The sequence below is a fragment of the Bradyrhizobium sediminis genome, from assembly GCF_018736085.1.
GTDB lineage: Bacteria > Pseudomonadota > Alphaproteobacteria > Rhizobiales > Xanthobacteraceae > Bradyrhizobium > Bradyrhizobium sediminis.
Genome location: NZ_CP076134.1, coordinates 3,773,986 through 3,794,717, shown reverse-complemented (window position 1 = coordinate 3,794,717; position 20,732 = coordinate 3,773,986). Strand labels below are relative to the sequence as shown.

The 20,732-nt window shown below is 64.2% G+C and carries 17 protein-coding genes; 6 read left to right on the top strand and 11 right to left on the bottom strand.

The window, feature by feature from the left end:
* Positions 1-47: 47 nt before the first annotated feature.
* From KMZ29_RS18350 to KMZ29_RS18340, 3 genes are all read right to left on the bottom strand, one after another.
* On the bottom strand, positions 48-1,358 hold the full coding sequence (locus tag KMZ29_RS18350; RefSeq protein ID WP_215620541.1) for an HlyD family type I secretion periplasmic adaptor subunit: 1,311 nt from the start codon (positions 1,356-1,358) through the stop codon (positions 48-50).
* Positions 1,355-3,109: a type I secretion system permease/ATPase gene (locus KMZ29_RS18345; protein ID WP_249779728.1), complete on the bottom strand. Its 1,755-nt coding sequence runs from the start codon at positions 3,107-3,109 to the stop codon at positions 1,355-1,357. Before KMZ29_RS18345 ends, KMZ29_RS18350 begins: the two co-directional genes overlap by 4 nt.
* A 223-nt stretch (positions 3,110-3,332) precedes the next feature.
* Positions 3,333-5,309, bottom strand: a complete 1,977-nt coding sequence (locus KMZ29_RS18340; RefSeq protein ID WP_215620539.1) for a hypothetical protein — start codon at positions 5,307-5,309, stop codon at positions 3,333-3,335.
* A gap of 334 nt (positions 5,310-5,643) precedes the next feature.
* Here KMZ29_RS18340 and KMZ29_RS18335 point away from each other — a divergent pair, with 334 nt between their 5' ends.
* The gene (locus KMZ29_RS18335; protein ID WP_215620538.1) at positions 5,644-5,988 is read left to right on the top strand and encodes a DUF1491 family protein; all 345 of its coding nucleotides are present in this window, start codon (positions 5,644-5,646) and stop codon (positions 5,986-5,988) included.
* Between the two features lies 1 nt (position 5,989).
* Here the strand turns inward: KMZ29_RS18335 and KMZ29_RS18330 are convergent, their stop codons facing one another.
* Positions 5,990-6,964, bottom strand: coding sequence for a DUF2336 domain-containing protein (locus tag KMZ29_RS18330; RefSeq protein ID WP_215620537.1), 975 nt, complete (start codon positions 6,962-6,964; stop codon positions 5,990-5,992).
* Between the two features lie 229 nt (positions 6,965-7,193).
* Between KMZ29_RS18330 and KMZ29_RS18325 the strand changes: the two genes are divergently transcribed.
* Together KMZ29_RS18325 and KMZ29_RS18320 are read left to right on the top strand one after the other, a co-directional pair.
* Positions 7,194-7,391: a hypothetical protein gene (locus KMZ29_RS18325; protein ID WP_215615627.1), complete on the top strand. Its 198-nt coding sequence runs from the start codon at positions 7,194-7,196 to the stop codon at positions 7,389-7,391.
* Positions 7,392-7,408: 17 nt separating this feature from the next.
* Entirely contained in the window at positions 7,409-8,173 is a 765-nt protein-coding gene (locus tag KMZ29_RS18320) for a hypothetical protein (protein WP_215620536.1), read from the top strand.
* A 15-nt stretch (positions 8,174-8,188) separates the two neighbouring features.
* Here the strand turns inward: KMZ29_RS18320 and KMZ29_RS18315 are convergent, their stop codons facing one another.
* The 3 genes from KMZ29_RS18315 to KMZ29_RS18305 are packed head-to-tail and all read right to left on the bottom strand — an operon-like array spanning position 8,189 to position 11,666.
* Positions 8,189-8,797 (bottom strand): DUF1254 domain-containing protein, encoded by a 609-nt coding sequence (locus KMZ29_RS18315; RefSeq protein ID WP_215620535.1) that lies wholly within the window; start codon positions 8,795-8,797, stop codon positions 8,189-8,191.
* Positions 8,794-9,372 (bottom strand): DUF1214 domain-containing protein, encoded by a 579-nt coding sequence (locus KMZ29_RS18310; RefSeq protein ID WP_215620534.1) that lies wholly within the window; start codon positions 9,370-9,372, stop codon positions 8,794-8,796. Before KMZ29_RS18310 ends, KMZ29_RS18315 begins: the two co-directional genes overlap by 4 nt.
* 2 nt (positions 9,373-9,374) lie before the next feature.
* On the bottom strand, positions 9,375-11,666 hold the full coding sequence (locus tag KMZ29_RS18305) for a transglycosylase domain-containing protein (protein WP_215620533.1): 2,292 nt from the start codon (positions 11,664-11,666) through the stop codon (positions 9,375-9,377).
* Positions 11,667-11,949: 283 nt separating this feature from the next.
* On the opposite strand from KMZ29_RS18305, the gene KMZ29_RS18300 reads away from it, so the two are divergent.
* The 3 genes from KMZ29_RS18300 (at position 11,950) to KMZ29_RS18290 (ending at position 14,520) form a co-directional block, all read left to right on the top strand.
* Positions 11,950-12,462 (top strand): YcgN family cysteine cluster protein, encoded by a 513-nt coding sequence (locus KMZ29_RS18300; protein ID WP_215620532.1) that lies wholly within the window; start codon positions 11,950-11,952, stop codon positions 12,460-12,462.
* 148 nt (positions 12,463-12,610) lie between these two features.
* Positions 12,611-14,191 carry an MDR family MFS transporter gene (locus tag KMZ29_RS18295; protein ID WP_215620531.1) on the top strand — a complete coding sequence of 527 codons (1,581 nt, stop codon included), beginning with the start codon at positions 12,611-12,613 and terminating at the stop codon, positions 14,189-14,191.
* A gap of 107 nt (positions 14,192-14,298) precedes the next feature.
* Positions 14,299-14,520: a hypothetical protein gene (locus KMZ29_RS18290; protein ID WP_215602565.1), complete on the top strand. Its 222-nt coding sequence runs from the start codon at positions 14,299-14,301 to the stop codon at positions 14,518-14,520.
* A gap of 147 nt (positions 14,521-14,667) precedes the next feature.
* On the opposite strand, the gene KMZ29_RS18285 is transcribed toward KMZ29_RS18290, so the two are convergent.
* The 4 genes from KMZ29_RS18285 to KMZ29_RS18270 all read right to left on the bottom strand — a co-directional run bounded on the left by KMZ29_RS18285 (position 14,668) and on the right by KMZ29_RS18270 (position 20,519).
* On the bottom strand, positions 14,668-16,302 hold the full coding sequence (locus tag KMZ29_RS18285) for a thiamine pyrophosphate-requiring protein (protein ID WP_215620530.1): 1,635 nt from the start codon (positions 16,300-16,302) through the stop codon (positions 14,668-14,670).
* Positions 16,303-16,462: 160 nt separating this feature from the next.
* Positions 16,463-18,061: an MBL fold metallo-hydrolase RNA specificity domain-containing protein gene (locus KMZ29_RS18280; RefSeq protein ID WP_215620529.1), complete on the bottom strand. Its 1,599-nt coding sequence runs from the start codon at positions 18,059-18,061 to the stop codon at positions 16,463-16,465.
* Positions 18,058-18,978: a ribose-phosphate pyrophosphokinase gene (locus KMZ29_RS18275; RefSeq protein WP_215620528.1), complete on the bottom strand. Its 921-nt coding sequence runs from the start codon at positions 18,976-18,978 to the stop codon at positions 18,058-18,060. Before KMZ29_RS18275 ends, KMZ29_RS18280 begins: the two co-directional genes overlap by 4 nt.
* The gene (locus KMZ29_RS18270; protein ID WP_215620527.1) at positions 18,975-20,519 is read right to left on the bottom strand and encodes a thymidine phosphorylase family protein; all 1,545 of its coding nucleotides are present in this window, start codon (positions 20,517-20,519) and stop codon (positions 18,975-18,977) included. The genes KMZ29_RS18275 and KMZ29_RS18270 overlap by 4 nt, the downstream gene beginning before the upstream one ends.
* Between the last annotated feature and the right edge of the window lie 213 nt (positions 20,520-20,732).

Here is a 20,732-nt window from a genome sequence, read left to right as displayed (position 1 = left end):
ATTTCGGGTTTCGCGACCAAGCGAACCAGGCATCACGACGGCGGCGATCAGCGTTCGCGGAATGCGCGCACGATCTGGTCGGACAGCGGCTTGGTGAAATAGGACAGTACGTTACGATCATAGGTTCTGGCGAAGATCTCCGCAGGCATGCCGGGCAACAGCTTCACATTGCCCAGCCGCGCCAGCTCCTCGGGCGTGATTGAAACCCGCGCCGTATAGAAATTCTGGCCGGTGCGCTGATCCGACATGACATCAGCCGAGATGCGGCTGATCGCGCCCTGGATTTCCGGCGTGGTGCGCTGATTGAAGGCGGAGAATCTCAGGCTCGCAGGCTGTCCCAGATAGAGCTGGTCGATGTCCTGCGGCGAAATCTTGGCTTCTACGGTCAGCAAATCAGCTTCCGGCACGATCAACATCACCGGGTCGGCCGGGCTCACCACGCCGCCGACGGTGTGCACGTTGAGTTGATGGACGACGCCGTTTTGCGGGGCGCGGATGGCTACCCGCCTCAGCTGGTCTTCCGCCGTCACCTTGCGCTCGATGAATTCGCCAATCTTGCCGTCGATCTCGCGCAGTTCCTTGGCTACCTCGCTGCTCAACTCCTGGTCGATCTGAATGATCTGCAGTTCGATTTCGGATATCTTGCCGCGCACTTGCGCGCTGGAGGCCATCGATTGCGCGAGTTCGCCCTTGAGACGCGCCGCCTCGCGCTCAAGAAGCGTGAGCCGGTTGATCTGAATGAGGTTCTTCTGCCAGAGAATCCGCACGCCCGTCAGCTCGCGCTGGATCAATTCGATCTCTTCCGCCTTGGCCTGCTGCAGGGCGGCGTAGCCGCGGACCTCGTCGTCGAGCTGCGCGATGCGCTGGCGAAGCTGGGATTTCTGGCCCTGGCGCGCGGTACGCCGCAGCTCGAACAATTTGCGTTCGCTGTCCAGCGCCGAGGCAAATTCCGCCGACAAGGGGGTGTCGAGCAACTCGGGCGGAATGACGATGTGTTCGGCGCCGTCGCGTTCGCTGACGAGCCGGGCCTTGCGGGCCCGCATCTCATCGAGTCCCTTGGTGTAGATCGCAAGGCCCGCCCGCAACACGGTTTCGTCCAGTCGCACCAGCATGTCTCCGGTACGGACACGGTCGCCTTCGCGAACCAGCAGTTCTCCGACGATCCCGCCGGTGAGGTGTTGAACCTTCTTGACGTTGGAATCGACGACGACCGATCCCGAAGCGGTGATGGCCCCCGACAGTTCGGTGGTGGCGGCCCAGCCGCCGATTCCGATGGTCAGAACCAGCGCAATCACAGTTCCGCCGATCAGGTGATTGCGCAGGGTGCGGTCTTCGCCGCGGGAGGAGCTGTCGATCATGTCGATGCTGCTGTTTGAGGAACGACCTTCAAAGGCGCCGACGGCCCCGGGTCCCGGCGCGCCGCCATTGCAAGCACTTCATCTTTTGGGCCGAACGCCTGTTGCCTGCCTTGAAGCATCGTCATCACGAAGTCCACGGCGATCAGGGCGCTGGAGCGGTGCGCGACGATCACGACGATGCCTCCTCTCGCGCGAACCGCGAGGATCGCGCGTGTCAGCGCCTCTTCGCCTTCGGCGTCGAGATTTGAATTGGGTTCATCGAGAACGATCAGGAAGGGATTGCCGTATAGCGCGCGCGCCAGCGCCACGCGCTGCTTCTGGCCGGCTGAGAGCAGCGCGCCCTGTTCGCCGATTTGGGAATTGTATCCCTCCGGCAGACTGACGATGAGCTGATGGATGCCGGCCGCGTTCGCGGCGGCAAGCACCGACTCCATCGGCGGGTCCGGAGCAAATCTCGCAATATTTTCGGCGATGGAGCCCTCGAACAGTTCGACGTCCTGCGGCAGGTACCCGATATGACCTCCCAGGGCATCGGGCGGCCATTGCTCCAGCGACGCCCCGTCCAGCCGAACGACGCCGCGCGACGGACGCCAGGCTCCGACAAGCGCGCGGACCAGCGACGATTTTCCCGATCCGCTGGCGCCGACGATGGCGAGCGCGCTGCCGGCCTTCAGAAAAAAACTGACATCGGCGACCAGGACCCTTTCCGACTCGGGGGCCGTGACCGACAGTTTCTCCACCACAAGGGTTCGGGTTGGCGCCGGCAAGGGCAGCTGAACCGTGGCGGCGGGCAGCAGTGCCAGCAGCTTCTCGAGGCGCTGCCAGCTCTGGCGGGCCGCGATGAAATTTCTCCAGTTTCCGATCACGAGATCCACCGGCGCCAGGGCGCGGCCGGTCAGGATCGAACTGGCGATAATGATGCCGCCCGAGGCCTCCTGGTGAATGACGAGGTAGGCGCCGACGGCAAGCACGGCGGACTGCAGCATCATGCGCAGCATGCGTCCGGTAACGCCGAAACCACCGGATATGTCGTTGGCGGTCTTCTGTTGCTTCCGGTAGGAGACGCCGAGTTGACGCCATCGAGCCAGCAAGCGCGCCGACATCGCCATCGATACCAGCACTTCCGCGTTGCGCCGGCTAGCATCCGCCAATCGATTGCGGGCCGCCGCATAGCCTGATGCCTTTTGCACCGACCGCCGGGACAGGCGATCGGTGAGGAGCGTCAGTACCACCAGCACCATGGCTCCACCGAACGCTGTTGCGCCGATCAGCGGGTGAAACGCAAAGCAGATCGCAAGGTAGAACGGCAGCCATGGCAGGTCGAACAATGCGGCCGGGCCGGAACCGGATAGCACCGAGCGAATGGTGTCGAGGTCGCGGATCGGCTGCTGTCCGTCGCCGCTGCCGCGCGTGCGTAGCGGCAGACGCACCACCAGATCATAGACACGGTCGCCGAGGCGCCAGTCGATTTGACTGCCGACGCGAACCAGCATGCGTCCGCGGGTAAGTTCCAGGATGCCCTGGAAGATGAACAATAAGGCCGTAATGATGGCCAGGCCGACAAGGGTAGGCACGCTGCGGCTTGGCAACACGCGGTCGTAGACCTCCAGCATGAAAAGCGAGCCGGTCAGACTCAGCAGATTGATCAGCCCGCTGAAGATGGCGATACCGACCAGCGCGCTGCGGCACGAAGCAAGCGCGGCGCGCAGCTCCGACCCTGCCTTGATGGTTACGGGCGGATCTGATGTCACCTTTGGTCGCTCCGCGGATTGAGGGTTGTGGCGGCCGTCACGGCACCAATGGACCGGATCGCCGGTCGTCCGCCTGGTGAGGAAGGTCGCCATCGCCCGTTGATCGCAACACCGCGGCAACCAGCCAACGCCCATGCGAAGGCGCCGGCTGAAAAGCCGGCGCCTTCGAATTCCTTGGCGTGGGGACCGGTGGAGCGAACGCCCCACCGGTCATGATATCGCGTCACACGAGATACTGGTGGATCAGCTGGAGCTGGCCGCCTTCGTACTGTTCCCCTCCGACGGCGAAGTGAGCCTGCGTATCGACCAGGTAGACGTTCTCGCCGGCATTACCGAGGATGTGCGAGACGTCGATCACGCCGGAAGCTTCCTCGTCCTGGGTCAGGAAATTCGCTCCCCCCGTCACGAAGCGGCTCGCGTCATGCTGAGCGAGTTGAGTCAGCGCGTCCGTCGCCGGATCGTATTGCCAGACCCTGCCGAGATGAGCGTTGTTGCCGACGTCTTCGCACAGAACCACCCGGCCGTGGGAGTCGACCGCGATGTTGTCGAACATCTGCTGGCCTTCGGTTCCGTTGAGCAGCAGCCGGATGGTGCCGCCCGCGGCGGGGTTGTTGGCGTCGGTGAAGTCCATCGCCCACAGCCGGCTCGGCGAATTGAAGGCGCCGGTCGTCACGAAGTAGAAGCGGTTGGGATTGAGGGTGTCCCAGGCGCCGTCTTCGGGGCGCAGGAACGTGGTCACGCCAGCCGCCTCGCTCGCCGCATCGATCTGAGCGCCGGTCATGCCGCTGACGTCGCCGAGATCGACCATCGAGAAGGTGGATGCTTCATCCGCGCCGAGCGGGGCAGGGGTGTTCGGCTCGTTGTTGTTCGTCGCGCCTTCCAGGTCGTTGACGTGGATGCCGAACAGATGACCGCCGGTCAGGCCGGCCTGTTCGACGGCGTTGCCGGTCGCCTGTCTGTCGCCGGCATAGAAATAGACCTGGCCGTTCTGACCATCGTCCATCATGGCGACAACCGTCCGGTCGGTGTGGCTGTTGGCGACGAGATTCTCGTAGGCCATGTTGCCGAGCCAGGCGAGTTCGAAGCTGTTGCCGTCCTGGGCGCCGCCGACGACGTGGGCGAATGCCCTGCCTTCGACGCCTCCCTCCTCGCCGTCGAGGAAGAGCCGTCCGTCGTTGAAGCCGAGGCCGGTGCTCGCACTGTAGAATGCGCTTTGATCGGCCAGATCAGCGGAGCAGAAGCGGTTGAACGACACCGGACTGTTAGCGGCGTTGTGGTCGACATAGCTGTGGGTCGTCGCGTCGTAGAGCCAGACGTCGTGGATGAGATCCCTGCCCGACAGCACCTGCAGCGTTGTCGAATCGAATACCCACTCAGACACGTACGCTCCGGTGCCGCCATGGGCGCGTGCGACGCCCTGGCTTGCGGGGATTTCGTGATTCATCAGGACCGTGAAGGTGCCGTTGCCATTGTCGAACGCGCCGAGGCCGTCGGGAATGCCGGCCATCCTGTAGCCGCCGACGCTGTCGCCCGCGGTCAGCAACGATTCGACATAGACGTGCGAATCGCTGCTCAGGAGATAGGGAGTCTGTGAACTCGACGGACCCCTGATCTCGTTCGAGATGATGAATTGTTCGGCATGGAGGTTCGCGATGCGGGTGTCGTCGATGACGAGCCTGTCGCCATTGCCGAGGTTGATCTGGACGTTGTGACCGACCTGTTGTGCGGAGCCGATGAGGGCCTGAAAGGAAGCGACATGGAAATCACGGATGTCGATGCGGTCGCCGGCATCGAGGTGTTCGATCGTGTCGACCCCCATGCCCTGGCGGAACAGGAAAGTGTCGTTGCCTTGGTTGCCGTCGAGCTCGTCGCGGCCGGCGCCACCGAGCAACAGATCCCTTCCGGAGCCACCGATTAGATCGTCGTTGCCTTCGCCGCCAACCAGGGCGTCGTTGCCCCTCTCGCCGAACAGCTTGTCGTTGCCTCTGCCGCCGTCGATCAGATCGTCGCCGCGGCCGCCGTAGACGGTGTCGTTGCCAAGGCCAGCAAAAATCGTGTCATCGCCGCGAAAGCCGAAGATCGTGTCGCTGTGGTCCGACCCGAATATGTCATCGTCGCCATTGGTTCCGTAGACCTTCTTGCCAAACCCGTTCCCGTGGTGGTGATGCCGCGTTTCGTGCTGTCCATGACGTTCTGACATTGATGAGCTCCCCGTTGGGTAGTTGATCGCAACGGGGTCTCGTTAACCAAACGGCTGTGACATACGCACGACGCTCCTGTGAAACCGGATCGCGCGCTCGCGTAACAAGCTCTCTTGTCGCTCGAATGTCGCCGATATCGAATGGCGGATCGACGATGCGGCGGAACATCTTCGCGATGAGCGTCATCAACCGCCTGTGGAAATCATTCGGAGGTCACAAAAGCTTATTAGGGCGAGCCGGTGCCTGGATCGCCCGCCTGGCCGGGTGAATAAACATTCGCATGCCGAGGTGGCCACTGGCGTAGATTTTGCCGCTGGCCTATATCGTCGCCCCATGCGACTGAAATCCAGCATATGGGTGGCGGCCTATTTGCGCCGTTGCCAGGCCGAAGGCGTGTTCGGCGCCGTGCGAAGGCGCGGCGCGGAGGAGGCCGGCGCGGTCTTCGTCAAGGTCGCCACGCTCGACGGCCATGCCATGCTGTACATGCCGGCGCCGCAGACGGTCTATGACGACAGCCGCCCGATCGAGCGCTTTTTTATGCCGGCATCGAAAGAGCCGGTGCCGGAAGCCTCGGTGGAAGAGCGCCTGGTCAGGGAAATCAGGTTCGATCCCGATGCCTGGATCGTGGAGACCGAGGACAGGGCGGGGCGGCACTTTCTCGATCTGGCCCGGGGCTAGTCTAGCGCCCGGAACCCTGGGAGCCGGTACGTACGACAGAGCCGAGGCCGGGCTGCACGGCAGGGCGCGTCTGGGCCGGCGCCGAGCGCGTGCGCTGGCGTTCGTCGTCGTAGAGCGCGGGCTGGTACTTGGCGCGGGTCGCGGCCATGGTCGAGCCGCGCCACGCGGCCAGCATGATCAGCGCGGATCGCTCGCCGAGGCGGTCAAAGAGGCGCGACAGCCGGTAGACGTAGGTCACCGTTGCGAATTCGGGATTGAGAAACAGCAATACCTGCTGAAACACGGGGGCCGGCATGTCCAGCGCCCTGGCCGCGCAGGCCAGCGGCTCGCCGCCGGGATCGTTGACCACTTGGGCTGCCACCCGCGACGGCAGGATCAGGGTTTCGCCGAGTTCCAGCGTGAAGTTTTCGATATCGCCGACCCAGGCGGCCATCCGCAGCGTCTCGACGGCACGCGCCGCACGCGCGGCGGGAATTCGCGCCGACGCCCGCAACGGTGTCTCCGCGAGATTATGCAGGATCAGGACGCGCTCGCTGGCGCTGGCCGCGAAGAACATGTCGTGGATCTCGGCGGCATCCTTCGGCTGCATCGACAGGTTCGACGCCATCCGCAATTCTGCCTCGGTCGGCGGCCTCACCGGCGGCGTCGCGACGGGATCAGCGGGAATTTCGCCGGCGACCGGCATCCGCGCGCAGGGATTTGAGGGTTTCAACCTGAGCCTTTGCAGGACGATGACCGGTGTGCCCGGATAGATCGCAAGCCGCGCCCGCACGGCCGCGCGCGTCGCGTCGTCGACCTGATCGATCAGGCGGGAGGTCAGTTCGATGAACTGCCGCTCTTCTTCGTCGCTGTGCGCATTGGCCTGAACGTAGAGATCGGTCAGCACGCGCAGCAGCGTGGGGCGGATATCGACGCCCTCGCGGCGGGAGAGCGTCATCAGCCCGTCGAAGCCCGGAAATAATGGAGGTCTGGTCATGTCAGGGTACGCGACAGAGTAATGCTCTGACCAGCCTACGCGGGTTTGCTTTAACAGCTCGTTAAGGAAAACAATCGATGAAGGCGAGCCGGCAAATTCAGTGCTTTTGGCAAGGCGCGGCGCGGGGCCGGAGCCAGAGAAATTAAGATGCCGTTAACCACGTCCTGTTCTTAATGATGGCATGTCGCCGGCGAGATCGTGTCAGCGCGGCAACCAGAGAGAGCGGGACATGGGCACCATCATCGAATTTCCGGCGGATGCGGCGTCGCGGCGGCTGGGCTCAACCATCGATGGCGCTCCACGCGAAGGCATGGGGACCATCCTGATCCTGCCCGTCGTCCGGATCGAGCGCGACACCGATGAAACCAGCGGCGGCAGCGGACCGGAAGAGGGAACGGCCCCCGGCCGCCGTCGCCGCCGGCGCTGACACCAGGACATTTCAATATGCCGGAGACGTGTTTTCCGATCCGGACGAGACAGGTTCGGCTCTTGACGCTGCTTTTGCTCGGCGCAGCGCTCGGCGGCTGCAGCGGCGGCGACTTCGGCCGCACCCGCCAGGACATGCGCAACGACGACATGCATCGCTGGCTCGGCGCCGAGGCGACCGGAAGCGTCGGCCTCAGGGCGTCGCAATTCCAGCTCACCGACAACGAACGGCAACTCCGCGACTATGCCTACCCCCTGATCGAGCCGCCGCATTCGCGCCCCGCGTGGAAGTCCGTGTTCGGCGATTACAAGCCGTTGCCCTCGCCTTGGCGGCAGGCGGTGATATTCGACCGTACCGCCTATGGACGGTTGCTGATCGACGAACCGCATCGCTCGCATTCCTCACGCTATGCCGTATTGATGGAGGACGTGCGCAACGACATCACCCGCTTCGAGCCGTTCTTTGCCTCGGCCGCGCGCGTCATCGAACTCGACAGGAAGCGCAACGCCAGTCTCAAGCTGGTCTCGGAGCTGTCGCCGCGCGAGCGCGACGACGCCGTCGCCCGCATGGAAGAGAATACCCTGATCGTGCAGTGGGTGCAGCAGAGCCTGGAGCGGCGAATTTCGTCCTATCGCTGGGCGCTGGAACGGCTGGTGATCCAGGCGCCCGACGGGATCGCGGCCGATGCCGATCGCCTGATCGGCGAACTCGCCGCGCAAACCGCCAACCCGCCGGTCGCAGCGCGGCCTGTGATCGGACGCGCGGTCACGGTGAAGGGCTGAGCACTGAACTGTTGATCAGCGCTTGCCCCGCGGCGCCGGCTGCGGCACGGCCGCGGGCTCTTCGTGTTTGGCCGGCGGTTCGGTCTGCACCTTGCAGCTCGAGGCCGCGAGCGTGGCCTGCGCCTGCGTCATCAGGCCTGGCTCCGGCGCCAGCGCCTTCAATACGATCAGTCCGGTCGCGGTAGGAGAATCGATGATCAGCCGGTCGGCGGAAGTCACGTCTTCTTCCTCCGGCAATTCGGCGTGCTGCGCCTCGGTCATGAGATCGAGTTCGATCACCTTGCGCCCCGCGGAGCGGTCGTTGATCGCGTAATAGGCGACTTCGTTGCGGGTATAGAACGACACCGACGTGTAGGCCTGGCTGACCGGGACCGCGAGCTTGATCGGCCCCGAGGTCAGATCGTAACGGCAGATCGCGATCGCGAACGCCGGATCCATGAACGGCATCGGCGCGTTACCCGGATCGGCCAGCGGCAGGGCGGTCACTGCGTTGAGCTTGGTGATCGGCGCCAGACGCGAATAGGCATCCTGGGTCGCGATCCGCGGCAACGCCAGCACGGCGACGAGATGCACCACGGCGCCCAGCACCACGCCCGCGAGGATCGTGAACAGCAGCCGGATCATGGGCACCCCACTGTCGCAATCGATGGCATCGGCGCATCGCGTTGCGTCCGCGTCGCGACGCCGACCGGGGTGTCGTAGAGCCGAAGCATCAGCGCATAACGTTCGATGCCGCCGGTGGGGAGCCAGTTTCCGGCGCGCGACCGCGACGCCACCCGGATCTCGAAGGCGCCATCGGCGCCGCGAATGATTTCCTGGCTGGTAAAGCCGTAGCGTTGCAGCGAATTGGCGACCAGACGTCCCTTGGTGTCGTAGAGCGTCAGCGTCCAGAACCGGGCTGCGGGCGTGACGCCGCTGACCACCACGTCACAGCGCCCGTCGAGGGGCTTCTTGCGGTCGTCTGATGTCGCCGAGAAGGCGATGCCGTCGCCGGTGCCGACCGGCAATTCGCCACTGCGGGCGATCGAGGCGCGTGAATAGGGGTCGATGTCCGCGGTGCCGGTCTTCGGCCGGGCGGTCCAGGCGCCGATCGTCAGCGTGCCGAGATCGGTGCCGCGCGTCGCGGTCATCCAGGTGGCGCCGAGGCCGACGACGGTGGCGAGGATCAGCGCCAGCAGTGTGATGAAGATCAGCCGCACGGTCAGTTCTTGCGCGGCGCAGCTGTCGCCGCCGCTTCGCCAGGTGCTGCCGCGGCAAAACTATCCGGGAATGCGATCGCGCTTGATGACACCGGCTTTCCGGGCTTCACCGGATCGCCAGGTGTGGCTTTTCCCGCGGCCTTGCCGGCCTCGTCGAGCATCTTTTCCACGCGCACCAGAATATCCGCACCGCGCTTGGTGAGGATCGGCGGCGGGCCCGGTTTGATGTCCGGCAGTCTCGACGCGCCGCTGGCGGCCATGGCCGCGGAGGCCGCGGGCGCAGGCAGTTTCGTGCCGGCGCCGATGCCCGCGATCTCCTTGATCTCGACGCCCTGATGCGCCGCGAGCATGATGTCGTGCCAGGTCTGCGCCGGCAGCGAGCCGCCGGTCATGCGGTTGGTCGGCGAGTAGTCGTCGTTGCCGTACCAGACCGCACAGGTGAAGTTGCCGGTGTATCCGACGAACCAGGCATCGCGATAGGCGTTGGTGGTGCCGGTCTTGCCGGCGGTCGGAATGCCGTCGAGCGCGGCGCGCCGCGCGGTACCCTCGCTGACGACGTGGCTCATCATGCCCGCCATGTCGGCGGCGACGGAGGCCGGTATCGCCTGCAGCGGCTTCTTTCCGTCACGGTCGAAGCGCCAGACCAGATCGCCGGTGCCGGTGCGGACTTCCAGCACCGCATGCGGCGTGACCGACTTGCCCTTGTTGGGGAAGGTCGCATAGGCCACCGCGTGTTCGAGCACCGAGACTTCGTCGGAGCCGATCGGCAGCGACGGCGTGTCCGGCAGCGGCGCCTTGATGCCGAAGCGGCGTGCGACTTCCACGATCTTGGCGCGGCCGGCCTTGGCCGGATTCGCGGTCTTGCCGCCAAGCGCAATCGACAGCTTCACCGGAATCACGTTGATCGAGCGGGTGATCGCCACCGTCAGCGTCACCGCGCCGGAGTAGGAGTGGCCGTAATTCTGCGGACACCAGTTGCCGATGCAGACCGGGCCGTCGACCACGATCGAATTCGGCTTGAAACCGTTGAGCAGCGCGGTGGTGTAGACGTAGGGCTTGAACGACGAACCGGGCTGGCGCATCGCGTCCACCGCGCGGTTGAACTGGCTGGCGCCGTAGTCGCGGCCGCCGACCATCGCGCGCACGCCGCCGTCGAGATCGGCGACCACGGTTGCGGCCTGGGTGGCGTGATAGTCGCGCCCGAACTGGCGCAACTGGTTTTCGACGGCGCCTTCCGCGGCGCGCTGCACGTTCATGTCGATCGCGGTGCGTACCACGAAGACGCGCTCGACATAGGACTTCGGAAAGGTGTCGACCAGCCTGCGCATCTCGTCGAACGCCCAGTCGAGATAATAGTTCGGCGAGTTCTCGTCGCGGCGATCGACCGCGATGGCCGGATTGCGCCGCGCGCCGAACACCTGGCCCTCGGTCATGAAGCCGGCATCGACCAGATTGTCCAGCACCACGTTGGCGCGAGCGCGGGCGGCGGGCAGGTTGATGTGCGGCGCGTATTTGGTGGGGGCCTTGAACAGCCCGGCGAGCATCGCGGATTCCGCCAGATTGACGTCGCGCGCCGACTTGTTGAAGTAGAAATGCGCCGCGCCATCGACGCCGAAGGTGCCGCCGCCCATATAGGCGCGGTCGAGATAGAGCTTCAGGATTTCGTTCTTGGTGAGCCGGGTCTCCAGCCAGATCGCGAGGAACGCTTCCTTGACCTTGCGCTCGATGGTGCGCTCGTTGTTCAGGAACAGGTTCTTGGCCAACTGCTGGGTGATCGACGAGCCGCCCTGCCGCACGCCGCCGGCCTGGGCGTTGGTCACGAGCGCGCGCGCGGTGCCGGCGATGTCGATGCCGAAATGCTCGTAGAACCGGCGATCCTCGGTGGCGAGCGTCGCCTTGATCAGATTGTCCGGGAAATCCTCCAGCGGAATCGAATCATTGTGCTTGATGCCGCGGCTGCCGATCGGGTTGCCGTAGCGGTCAAGAAACGTCACCGCGAGATCGGACTTCTTCAGCCAGTCGTCGTCGGAGGTTTCGCGAAATGCCGGGATCGCCAGCGCCAGCATCAGGATCAGGCCGCCGAGCCCGATGGTCGCGGCTTCCGACAAGGGTTCGATGAACACCCAGCGCTTCCAGCGGCCGACATAAAAGCGGTCCATGAAAGTGGAAAACCGCTCGTAGAGCTCGCGCGCGCCCTTGCCGGAGGAGAACAGCGTCGAGTCGATGCGCGCATCCAGGTCCAGCATGAAATGCCGGATCTTCTTCTTCCACTGTGATGGTACGATCTGGCGCACCGGGACCCTTGGTCAGTTCGCAGCGCTCGGGCACCCGGACGGGCGCCGCCGAGACGTCTTGCGGGAATGTTGCGGCAAACCCAAGGCGCTTTTGCGCCAAAGGGGACTCGCACTCTATCTAACCGAGCGGGGGCCATAAACCAATGGTCTGGCTCGCGATTTTGAACAGCAGAGCTAACGCCATCAGGTACTTTTTGGCGGTGCCGGACCTTGTCGCTTGCGCCCTTGCGGCGCCAGCCCCTAGAAGGGCTTCAGCCCACACTCGCCGGAAATCTCGGGATTCATGACCGCACCTTTCAAGCCACCCTCGGGTCAAGAGGGATTCTTTTGGAAAACCAAGACGTTGGAAGAGATGACCAACGCCGAATGGGAAAGCCTATGCGACGGCTGTGCGCGCTGCTGCCTGGAAAAACTCGAGGACGAGGATACCGGCAAGATCTATTTCACCCACGTGTCCTGCCGCTTGCTGGATGCGGAGCTGTGCGCCTGCAAGGACTATGCGAACCGCTCCGACAAGGTTCCGGACTGCGTCCGACTCACGCCTGAGAACGTCCGCACCCTGAGCTGGCTGCCGCCGAGCTGCGGCTACAAGCTCGTCGCCGAAGGCCGCGATCTCTATTGGTGGCACCCGCTGATCTCGGGCGATCCCAATACCGTTCACGAGGCGGGCGTCTCGGTGCGCGGCCGGGTGCAGGGAACCGAGAACGAGATCGCCGACGAAGACCTCGAGGACCACATCGTGCAGTGGCCGGCGCTGTTGCCGAAGCGGGCGCGGCTGAAGAAGCGGCCGGCCTGAGGCTGCTCTTCACTTAATCTATCACGCGAACGGGATGCCATCGGCGCGGGATGCACCCATGCGCCCAACCCGCTGCCGCGGCTCGGATTTGCCGTCTAGATTGCAGGCGATTTCGCGATTCCGCGCGCCCCCGATAGCCAACGTCCACATGAACAAGTTCGAACGGCAGAGCCGTGACCCGGCTGGCCCACAGACATTGCCCGAGGCGATCGCCGAAGAGCTGTCGGATATCCCGACCGAGGTCATCGACATCAGCGACGCCCCGCCGATCGCGCCGCGCGCGCCGCTGACGCAAGGCGAAGTCCGCACCATCCTGATGAGCCTGCTGCTGACGATGTTTCTGGCCGCCCTCGACCAGACCATCGTCGCCACCGCGCTGCCGACCATCGGCCGCCAGTTCCAGGACGTCTCCAGCCTGTCCTGGGTGATTTCTGCCTACCTGCTGGCATCGACCGCGGTGGCGCCGGTGTTCGGCACGCTGGCCGATATCTACGGCCGCCGCGCCATGATCATCGCGGCGCTGAGCCTGTTCGTCGCGGGCTCGATCCTGTGTGCGGTGGCGCCGAACATGCCGGTTCTGATTCTCGCGCGCGGCCTGCAGGGGCTCGGCGGCGGCGGCATCATGCCGATCGTTCAGACCGTGATTTCCGACGTGGTGACGCCGCGCGAACGCGGCCAGTACCAGGCCTATTTCAGCGGCGTATGGGTCGTTGGCGGTATAGGTGGGCCCATCCTCGGCGGGGTGTTCGCCGAGCATCTGCACTGGTCGATGATCTTCTGGATCAACGTGCCGCTCGCGCTCGGAGCGTTGGCGCTGCTGCTGCCGAAGATGGGCAAGATCCCGGTGTTTCACCGCAGGCGCAAGGTCGACTGGCTCGGCGGTCTCTTGCTGATGGCCTCCGCCGTCGTGTTCATGCTGGTGCTGACTTGGGGCGGCAACCGCTATCTCTGGCTGTCGCCTGTCATCATGGCGATGATCGGTGCCTCGGTCGCGCTTGCGCTGGCGTTCGTGTGGCATGCCCGGAATGCTGAAGAGCCGTTCCTGCCGCTGCCGCTGATGGGGGGAACAGTGGTGCCCTACGCCATGGTGGCCGGCAGCTGCGCGATGGGCGCGATGCTGGGGCTGACGGTGAATCTGCCGCTGTATTACGAAGTGGTCTACCGTCTCAGCGCCAGCGAGGCCGGACTTGCGCTGATTCCGCTGGCGGCTGTTTCGACCGTCGGCGCCGCGATCGCGGGCCGAACCATGGCCCGCGCCAGGCACTACAAGCGGGTCGCCATCATCGGAACGTCGATGGCCGCGCTTTGCGGATGTGCGCTGGCGTTCACCGCGCTGCCGCTGTGGGGCCTGTTGGCGTTGCTGTCGATATTCGCGCTCGGCCTCGGCACCACCTTTCCGGTCAGCGTGGTATCGATCCAGAATTCGGTGGTGCGATCGCAGGTCGGCACCGCTACCGGCGCGATGAATTTCTTTCGCGCGCTGATGGCGTCATTCACGGTGGCGGCGTTCACCGCGATCCTGCTGATGGCGCTCGGTGCGGACATTTCGCTCGGCGGCGAGCATCGCGGCCCGGTGAATTCGATTCTCGCCTCCGACATGGTCACGGCATTCCGCTATGTGTTCGGCGCCGCCACGGCACTCATGGCTTGTGCCTCGCTGTGCATGATCCTGATGGAAGAGAAGCCGCTGGCCGGTCCGGCCTCGGTGCCGGCTGAGATGGCGGAGTAGGGCGCGCCAGCGGTTGCGCTCCTGCCTTGATACGCGCTGGCTATCCACGGGCCGTGATTTGATCTAACAGCGGCGCCAGCAATCAGAAATCCGACAAGGAGCCGGCCATGAGCAAACCCACCATCGAACAGACACGGATGGGCAGCGAAGGCATCGCCTTCTGCATTGCGCGGACCCTGATCGAGCGCGATCCGTCGCTGAAGGCGCCGATGCGGGCCAATTTGCGCAAGATGTGGGAACTGCTGGAGGGCCGCGAAGACCACGCCGCCGCCGACATGGTCGATACCATGATCAAGGCGCTCAACGATCCCGCGTTCTTCAAGCCGTAGGTTTCGTTCCAGCCTTCGCGTTCCAGCCTTCGCGTTCCGGCATGCCTAGAGCCTTTTTCGTTCCGATTGAATCGGAACGGGGCTCTATCTTTTTGTTTTGACGCGTTTTCTTCACGCGAACCGGTATCCACTTCGCTTGAAAACGCTCTACGTTCCCGGCCGCGAAACCTCGGTCTCCTTCGAGGTGATGAATTCCAGCAGCACCGGGATGCCTTCTTTGGTCTTGGCAATACCGCGCTTGATCGCCGGGATGATGTCTTCGGGCCTGGTCACCCGCTCGCCATAGCCGCCGAAGGCTCGCGCCATCGCGGCATAGTCGCCGGAAATGTCGGTCGAGCGATATTTTTCGGTCGAGATCGGCATCACCTTCAGCTCGATCGCCATGCTGAAATTGTTCAACAGGATCGACATAATCGGAATCCGCTCGCGCACCGCGGTTTCGAAATCCATGCCGGTGAAGCCGATCGCGGCATCGCCCCAGACGTTGATGCAGAGCTTGTCGGGTTTTGCCAGTTTGGCGCCCATCGCAAGGCCCAGTCCGTAACCGAGCTGGGTAGTCTTGCCCCAGCCGATATAGGACAGCGGCTCGACCGTTTTCCAGAACGGCGACAGTTGGTCGCGCGGGCTGCCGGCGTCATGGGTGATGATGGTGTTCTCGATGTCGACGGTGTGCTGCAAGTCCCACAACACGCGATAGGGGCTGAGCGGCGCGTCGTTGCTGGTCAGCTTCGGCATCCATTTCGCCAGCCACTCCTTGTGTGAAGCGGCAATTTCGCTTGCAACAGCAGTAGCATCGCGGTCGGTCTTGATGCTCTTGTTGATCTCGTTCAGCAATTCGTCGAGCACCAGCCCGGCGTCTCCGACCAATCCGATCCTGGCTTCGACATCCTTGTTGAGATGCGCCGGGTCCAGCGTTGAATGGATGATGGTTTTGCCCTTGGGCATGGCGATGCCGAAATTCGTCTCGGTGAATGAGCAGCCGATGCCGAAAATCACGTCGGCCTCGGCGAGAAACTTCGGCACCGCGCGCGGCACGGCCAGACCGCCGGAACCGAGCGACAACGGATGCGTTTCCGGGAACGACGACTTGCCGCCGAGGCTGGTGGTGACGGGAATGGCGAGCCGTTCCGCCAGCCGTTTCAGCTGCGGCCAGGCCTGCGCGTAGTGGACGCCCTGGCCGGCGTAGATCACCGGCCGCCTGGCAGCGATCAACAGCGCGGCGGCTTCCTTCACATGCACGGGGTCGGCGCCGTAGCGGGTGCGCAGCACCGGCGTGTAGTTCAGGGGCTCGGGCACCTCCTCGTTCCACATGTCGGAGGGGATTTCCACGATGACCGGGCCGCCGCGGCCGTTCTTCAGCTTGGTGAAGGCGCGGCGGAAAATGTTGCAGACCTCGGCTGCGATGTTGATCGGCTCGGCCGACTTCGCGAACGCCCGCATCGCCTGACTGGAATTGAAGTTCGGCTCGATGTTCGCGATCCGGCGCGCATAGCCCATCGGCAGCACCAGCACCGGGACGGATTCGCCGTAACATTGCGCCACCCCACCCATGGCGTTCTCCGCGCCGGGGCCGTGCTGCATGCAGAAGGCGCCGATCGTCTGCCCCGAGGTGACCCGGGAGATCGCGTCCGCCATGTGGATCCCGATGCGCTCCTGCCGCACCATGACGGGGCGGATGTCGGCATTGGCGGCGTGTTCGATGAGATGATTGACGGGATAGCCGCAGAGGATCTCGATCCCCTCGCGCTTCATGATTTCTGCGATGGCGGTGCCGAGCTTCATGCGGTTCTCTCCTCAATCCGGCCGATGTTGAGGGCTCGGCCTGTGAGAGCCAGTTGGAACAGGAATCGTTCATCCGGTAAAGCGCAGGCGCCGCCATCCCGCGAAGCTCTGATATGCGTCTCTGAAGGCAGCCGGCGCGGCGCTTCCGGCCATGCCTGGTTCAGCCGGCTTCTTCGAGGGCCCGTTTGAGACGCCGGATGATGACGCCGCGGGCGCGGTCGTCGGCGGCCGCCTCGATCCGATCGTTGATATCGAGCACGAGCTTCGACATGTCGTTGTGCCAATCGAGATGCGTCACCGCTTCAGGCGCGAGCCGGCGTCGGCGCGACACGTCCATGAGAGCGGGCTCAGGCGTCGAGAGCTCGTAGATGTCGTCGAGCACCGGCTGGAAAAGTTTGGCCGCCGGCACGATCCGCTCCGCGATGCGCTCGGCCATGCCTGCGATCGCTTCCTCCTCGCCGTGAACGAGAAACACACCCCGCTGAATCGGGCGGCGCGCGGCGATCCATCGTGCAATCTCGGCGCCATCGGCGTGACCCGAATAGTCATCGATCATGCGAATCCGGGCCGCCACCTTGATCTCGTCGCCCTGGATCCGGACGGCCTTGGCGCCGTCCTGGAGAAACCGGCCCAGTGTTCCCTGGGCCTGAAAGCCGGCCAGCAGTACGGTGGCCCGGTTGCTCCACAGCCAGCGCTTGAGGTGATGTCGAATCCGACCGGCGTCGCACATGCCGCTTGCCGCGATGATGATATGAAAGCCGGTCAGTTTCGCGATCGCCTTGCTTTCGTCGACGGTCTCGGTGGACCGCAGATGCGGCGAGTTGAACAGACGATTGAGGTCGATATTCGGATCGAGGCTTTCGGCGTGCTCCCGGAAAACTTCCGTCGCGTGAATCGCCAACGGCGAATCGAGAAAGATCGGCGCCGCCGGTATGTCGCCGCGCTCCATCAGGTCGACCAGATCGACGATCAGTTCCTGGGTGCGCTCGACGGCAAAGGCGGGGATCAGCAGGGCGCCCTTGGCCGCCGCTGCATCGCGAACCTCGGATGCCAGGCGCTGGCGGCGTTCTTCCGGCGTCGTTTTCGCGCGAATCCTGTCGCCGTAGGTCGCTTCCGAGATCACGTAGTCGAATCCCGCCGGCGCCTTTGGGTCGGGCTGCAGCAGTTTCGCATCGGGGCCGACATCGCCCGAAACGAGCAGGCGCAGCGGTTGTCCCCCTGAGCCCGCGTCGACGAACTCAATTTCGATTGAGGCCGAGCCGAGCAGGTGCCCGGCGTTCCAGTAGCGCGCGCGCACGCCCGGCACTACATCGATCCACGTCTCGTACTCGACCGGATGGAACGATTGCAGCGAGGCCTTTGCATCGGCCTGGGTATAGATCGGAGTGACCTCCGGTCGCCCGCGCGCCGCGTTGCGCCGGTTGAGTGCGGCGACTTCGGATTCCTGGATGCCCCCGGAATCCGGCAACATCCAGGAACACAGGTCGATGGTTCCGCGCGTCGCGAGAATCCTGCCGCCAAAGCCCACGCGCACCAGTTTCGGCAATAGCCCGCTGTGGTCGATATGAGCATGCGTCAGCAGCACGGCATCGATGTCGGCGGGCCGGAACGGGAAGGGGTTATAATTCAGTTCCTTCAGCGTCTTCGGACCCTGGAACAGGCCGCAGTCGATCAGAAAGCGCCCGGACGGAGCTTCGACGAGGTAGCACGAACCAGTCACGGTGCGAGCCGCACCGCAAAATCGAACGGTCACGGTCATGGGGTTTTCTCCGGAAAACGTTTGCCATCGATCTCGCCGTGCAAGGCGGTGGCAAGGATGTCATCGAGCGGAATCGCGTTGCTGGGGTGCGGCACGCTCGATGTCGAACGAACCGAACGTATGCCGGCGGCGGCAAACTCGGCCGCCATCGGCGGTGGAAACAAGGCATGGGTGATAACGGCATCGATCGCCGTCGCGCCAGCGTCCTTGAGCGCCCTGGCGCAGGCGATCAAGGTGCCTCCTGACGAGACGATATCGTCCACCAGAAGAGCCGGCCGGCCAGCGAGCAGGGCGGCTTCGGCAAAGCTGATTTCGACCGAGCGGTCGCCGAGGCGAATTTTCTGCGCCACCGTAGATGCAAGCCGGAGCCGGCCGGCGAGGTCGCTCACCCAGGGGCGCGACTCCGCGTCGGGACCGATCACGACCGTTGCGGGATCGATCCCGGTCTTGCGCAGCGCGTCCGCAATGGCCGGTATGGCCGAGAGGTTTTCGGCCTCGATGCCGGGAAACACCGCCTTGATGTCGGAGGTGCGATGAAGGTGGGCATCGACCGTGATGACGCGGTCCACGGTCGCGGCGAAGAGCCGGCCGACAGCTTTCTGGCTGATCGCTTCGCCCTCGTGAAAGGCGGTGTCCTGGCGCATGTAACAGAGGTATGGCGCCAGCAGCACGAGCCGGCTTGCGCCGGCGCGCCGCAGCGCTTCCGCAGCGAACAGGATGGCAATGAGCTTGTCGTTCGGCTGGTCGAGCGAAGCATAGATGACCGTGGTCGACGCCGCCGGGCCGACCGTCACGCGGATTTCCCCGTCGGGGAAGCGATGCAACGCGATTTCCTGCCACGACAGGCCAAGCAGCGCCGCCAGCCGTTTGGCATCGCCGGCGCCGGTTGGCAGGCTCTGGATGACGATCTTGCTCACGGCGTCGTCTTGTTGCGGGACGATGTCGTGTTTTCGATCGTGTAGGCAGTATTGCTCTTCGCGCCGGCTGCCGTGAGATCGCGCTCCGACTTGTCAAAGGCATAGACGCGATAGAGCGGCTCGCCGCTTTCGACGCGGTCGCCGATCTTCTTGAACAGCCTGATCCCGGCGCCCTGATCGAGCGGCGCGCCGGCGATCCGCGCCAGCCGGTTCAACTGCAGGCAATCGATGCCGGAGACGAAGCCGTCGCTTGCGGCGATCACGTCGAAGGTCAGCGTTCCCAATTCGGTGCGGCAGTCCGATCGACCCTGCGCATCGATGATCTTCTGCATCTGTCTGAGCGCCGCTCCGCTATCGAGCAACTCGCGGGCCCTGATGTAACCGGTGCCGCCACGCAGCTTCGGATCGTATTCCAACAGATGAGCCGCGAGCCGAAGCGACTTCTCGCGCAAATCTTGTGGCGCGGCGGGATCGTTGGCCAGAACGGCCATCACGTCCTGGGCTTCGAGCACCGGACCGATGCCGTAGCCGATCGGCTGGCTGCCGTCGGTCGTGATCACCTCCACCGACATGCCGAAGCGATCGCCGACGAATTCGAACAGTTTGCGCAGCCGCATCGCCTCGATGCCGCTGGTGAGCTTGGCGGTCGGGCCAACCGGCAGATCGATCAGGAGGTGGGTCGAACCCGCTGCGAGTTTCTTCGACATGATCGAGGCGACCATCTGCTCGCGCGTATCGAGGCTGAGCGGCCGCTCCACCGAAATCAGGATATCGTCGGCCGGCGACAGGTTGACGTGTCCGCCCCAGATCAGACAGCCATTGCAGGCTTCGACGATCGTCTTCATCTCGTCGGCGCCCACATTGACCCTGGCCAGTACTTCCATCGTGTCCGCCGTGCCTGCCGGAGACGTAATGGCCCGAGAGGAAGTCTTCGGGATAGTGAGCCCATGCGCCGCCACGATCGGCACCACAATCATGGAAGTCCGGTTGCCCGGGATTCCGCCGATACAATGCTTGTCGACGACGATCGGGTTGGCCCATTTCAGCTGCGCTCCCGCCTGAGCCATCGCGCCGGTGAGGGCGAGCAGCTCATCACTGGTCATGAAACTGGCGGAAGAGATCAGGAACGCGGCGATCTCCATGTCGGAATACCGATAATGGGTCAGGTCGTTGATGATCGCACCTATTTCCGAAGCGCTCAGGGTCTGACCCCGGATCTTGGCGCGCACGGCTTCGAGACTTTCCGGTGGCACAGCCGGGGTGACCGTCGCCAGACTGCCGGATGGTTCGGCGAAGCGCCGGAAGGCCGGCTCGGAAAGACCAATTTCGTCGGGGCCGACCAGGCTATCGTCATCCGTGATGAGCAGAGTGGCCAGCAACACCCTGGAATTACGGCGCAGTTCGACTCGGCTGAAGCCCCGGAAGATTTCCGGACGCAAGGCCTTCGACTGCCGCGAAATGACGACGACGTTCTCGCGTCCGGTATCGAGATTGACGCGCCGGATCTTCAGAGGGGGCCGGGATGTGTCGACGGAGTTCATTTGCCAAAGCCGGTGGGTGGGAGCATCGGGACCACATAAACATAACTGAGAGCATAATTGAGCGAATTCGTTTGACTCAAATCATGATTATGGTCCCAGGGGAACGAGGCGAGCGAGGAATTCGCGACCCGCACGATCCGGAAATCTCGCCAGGCATGCCGCCATCCGCCATCCGCTCTTAATCGTTCGTTCAGTGTATTCCGCAACAGCCCG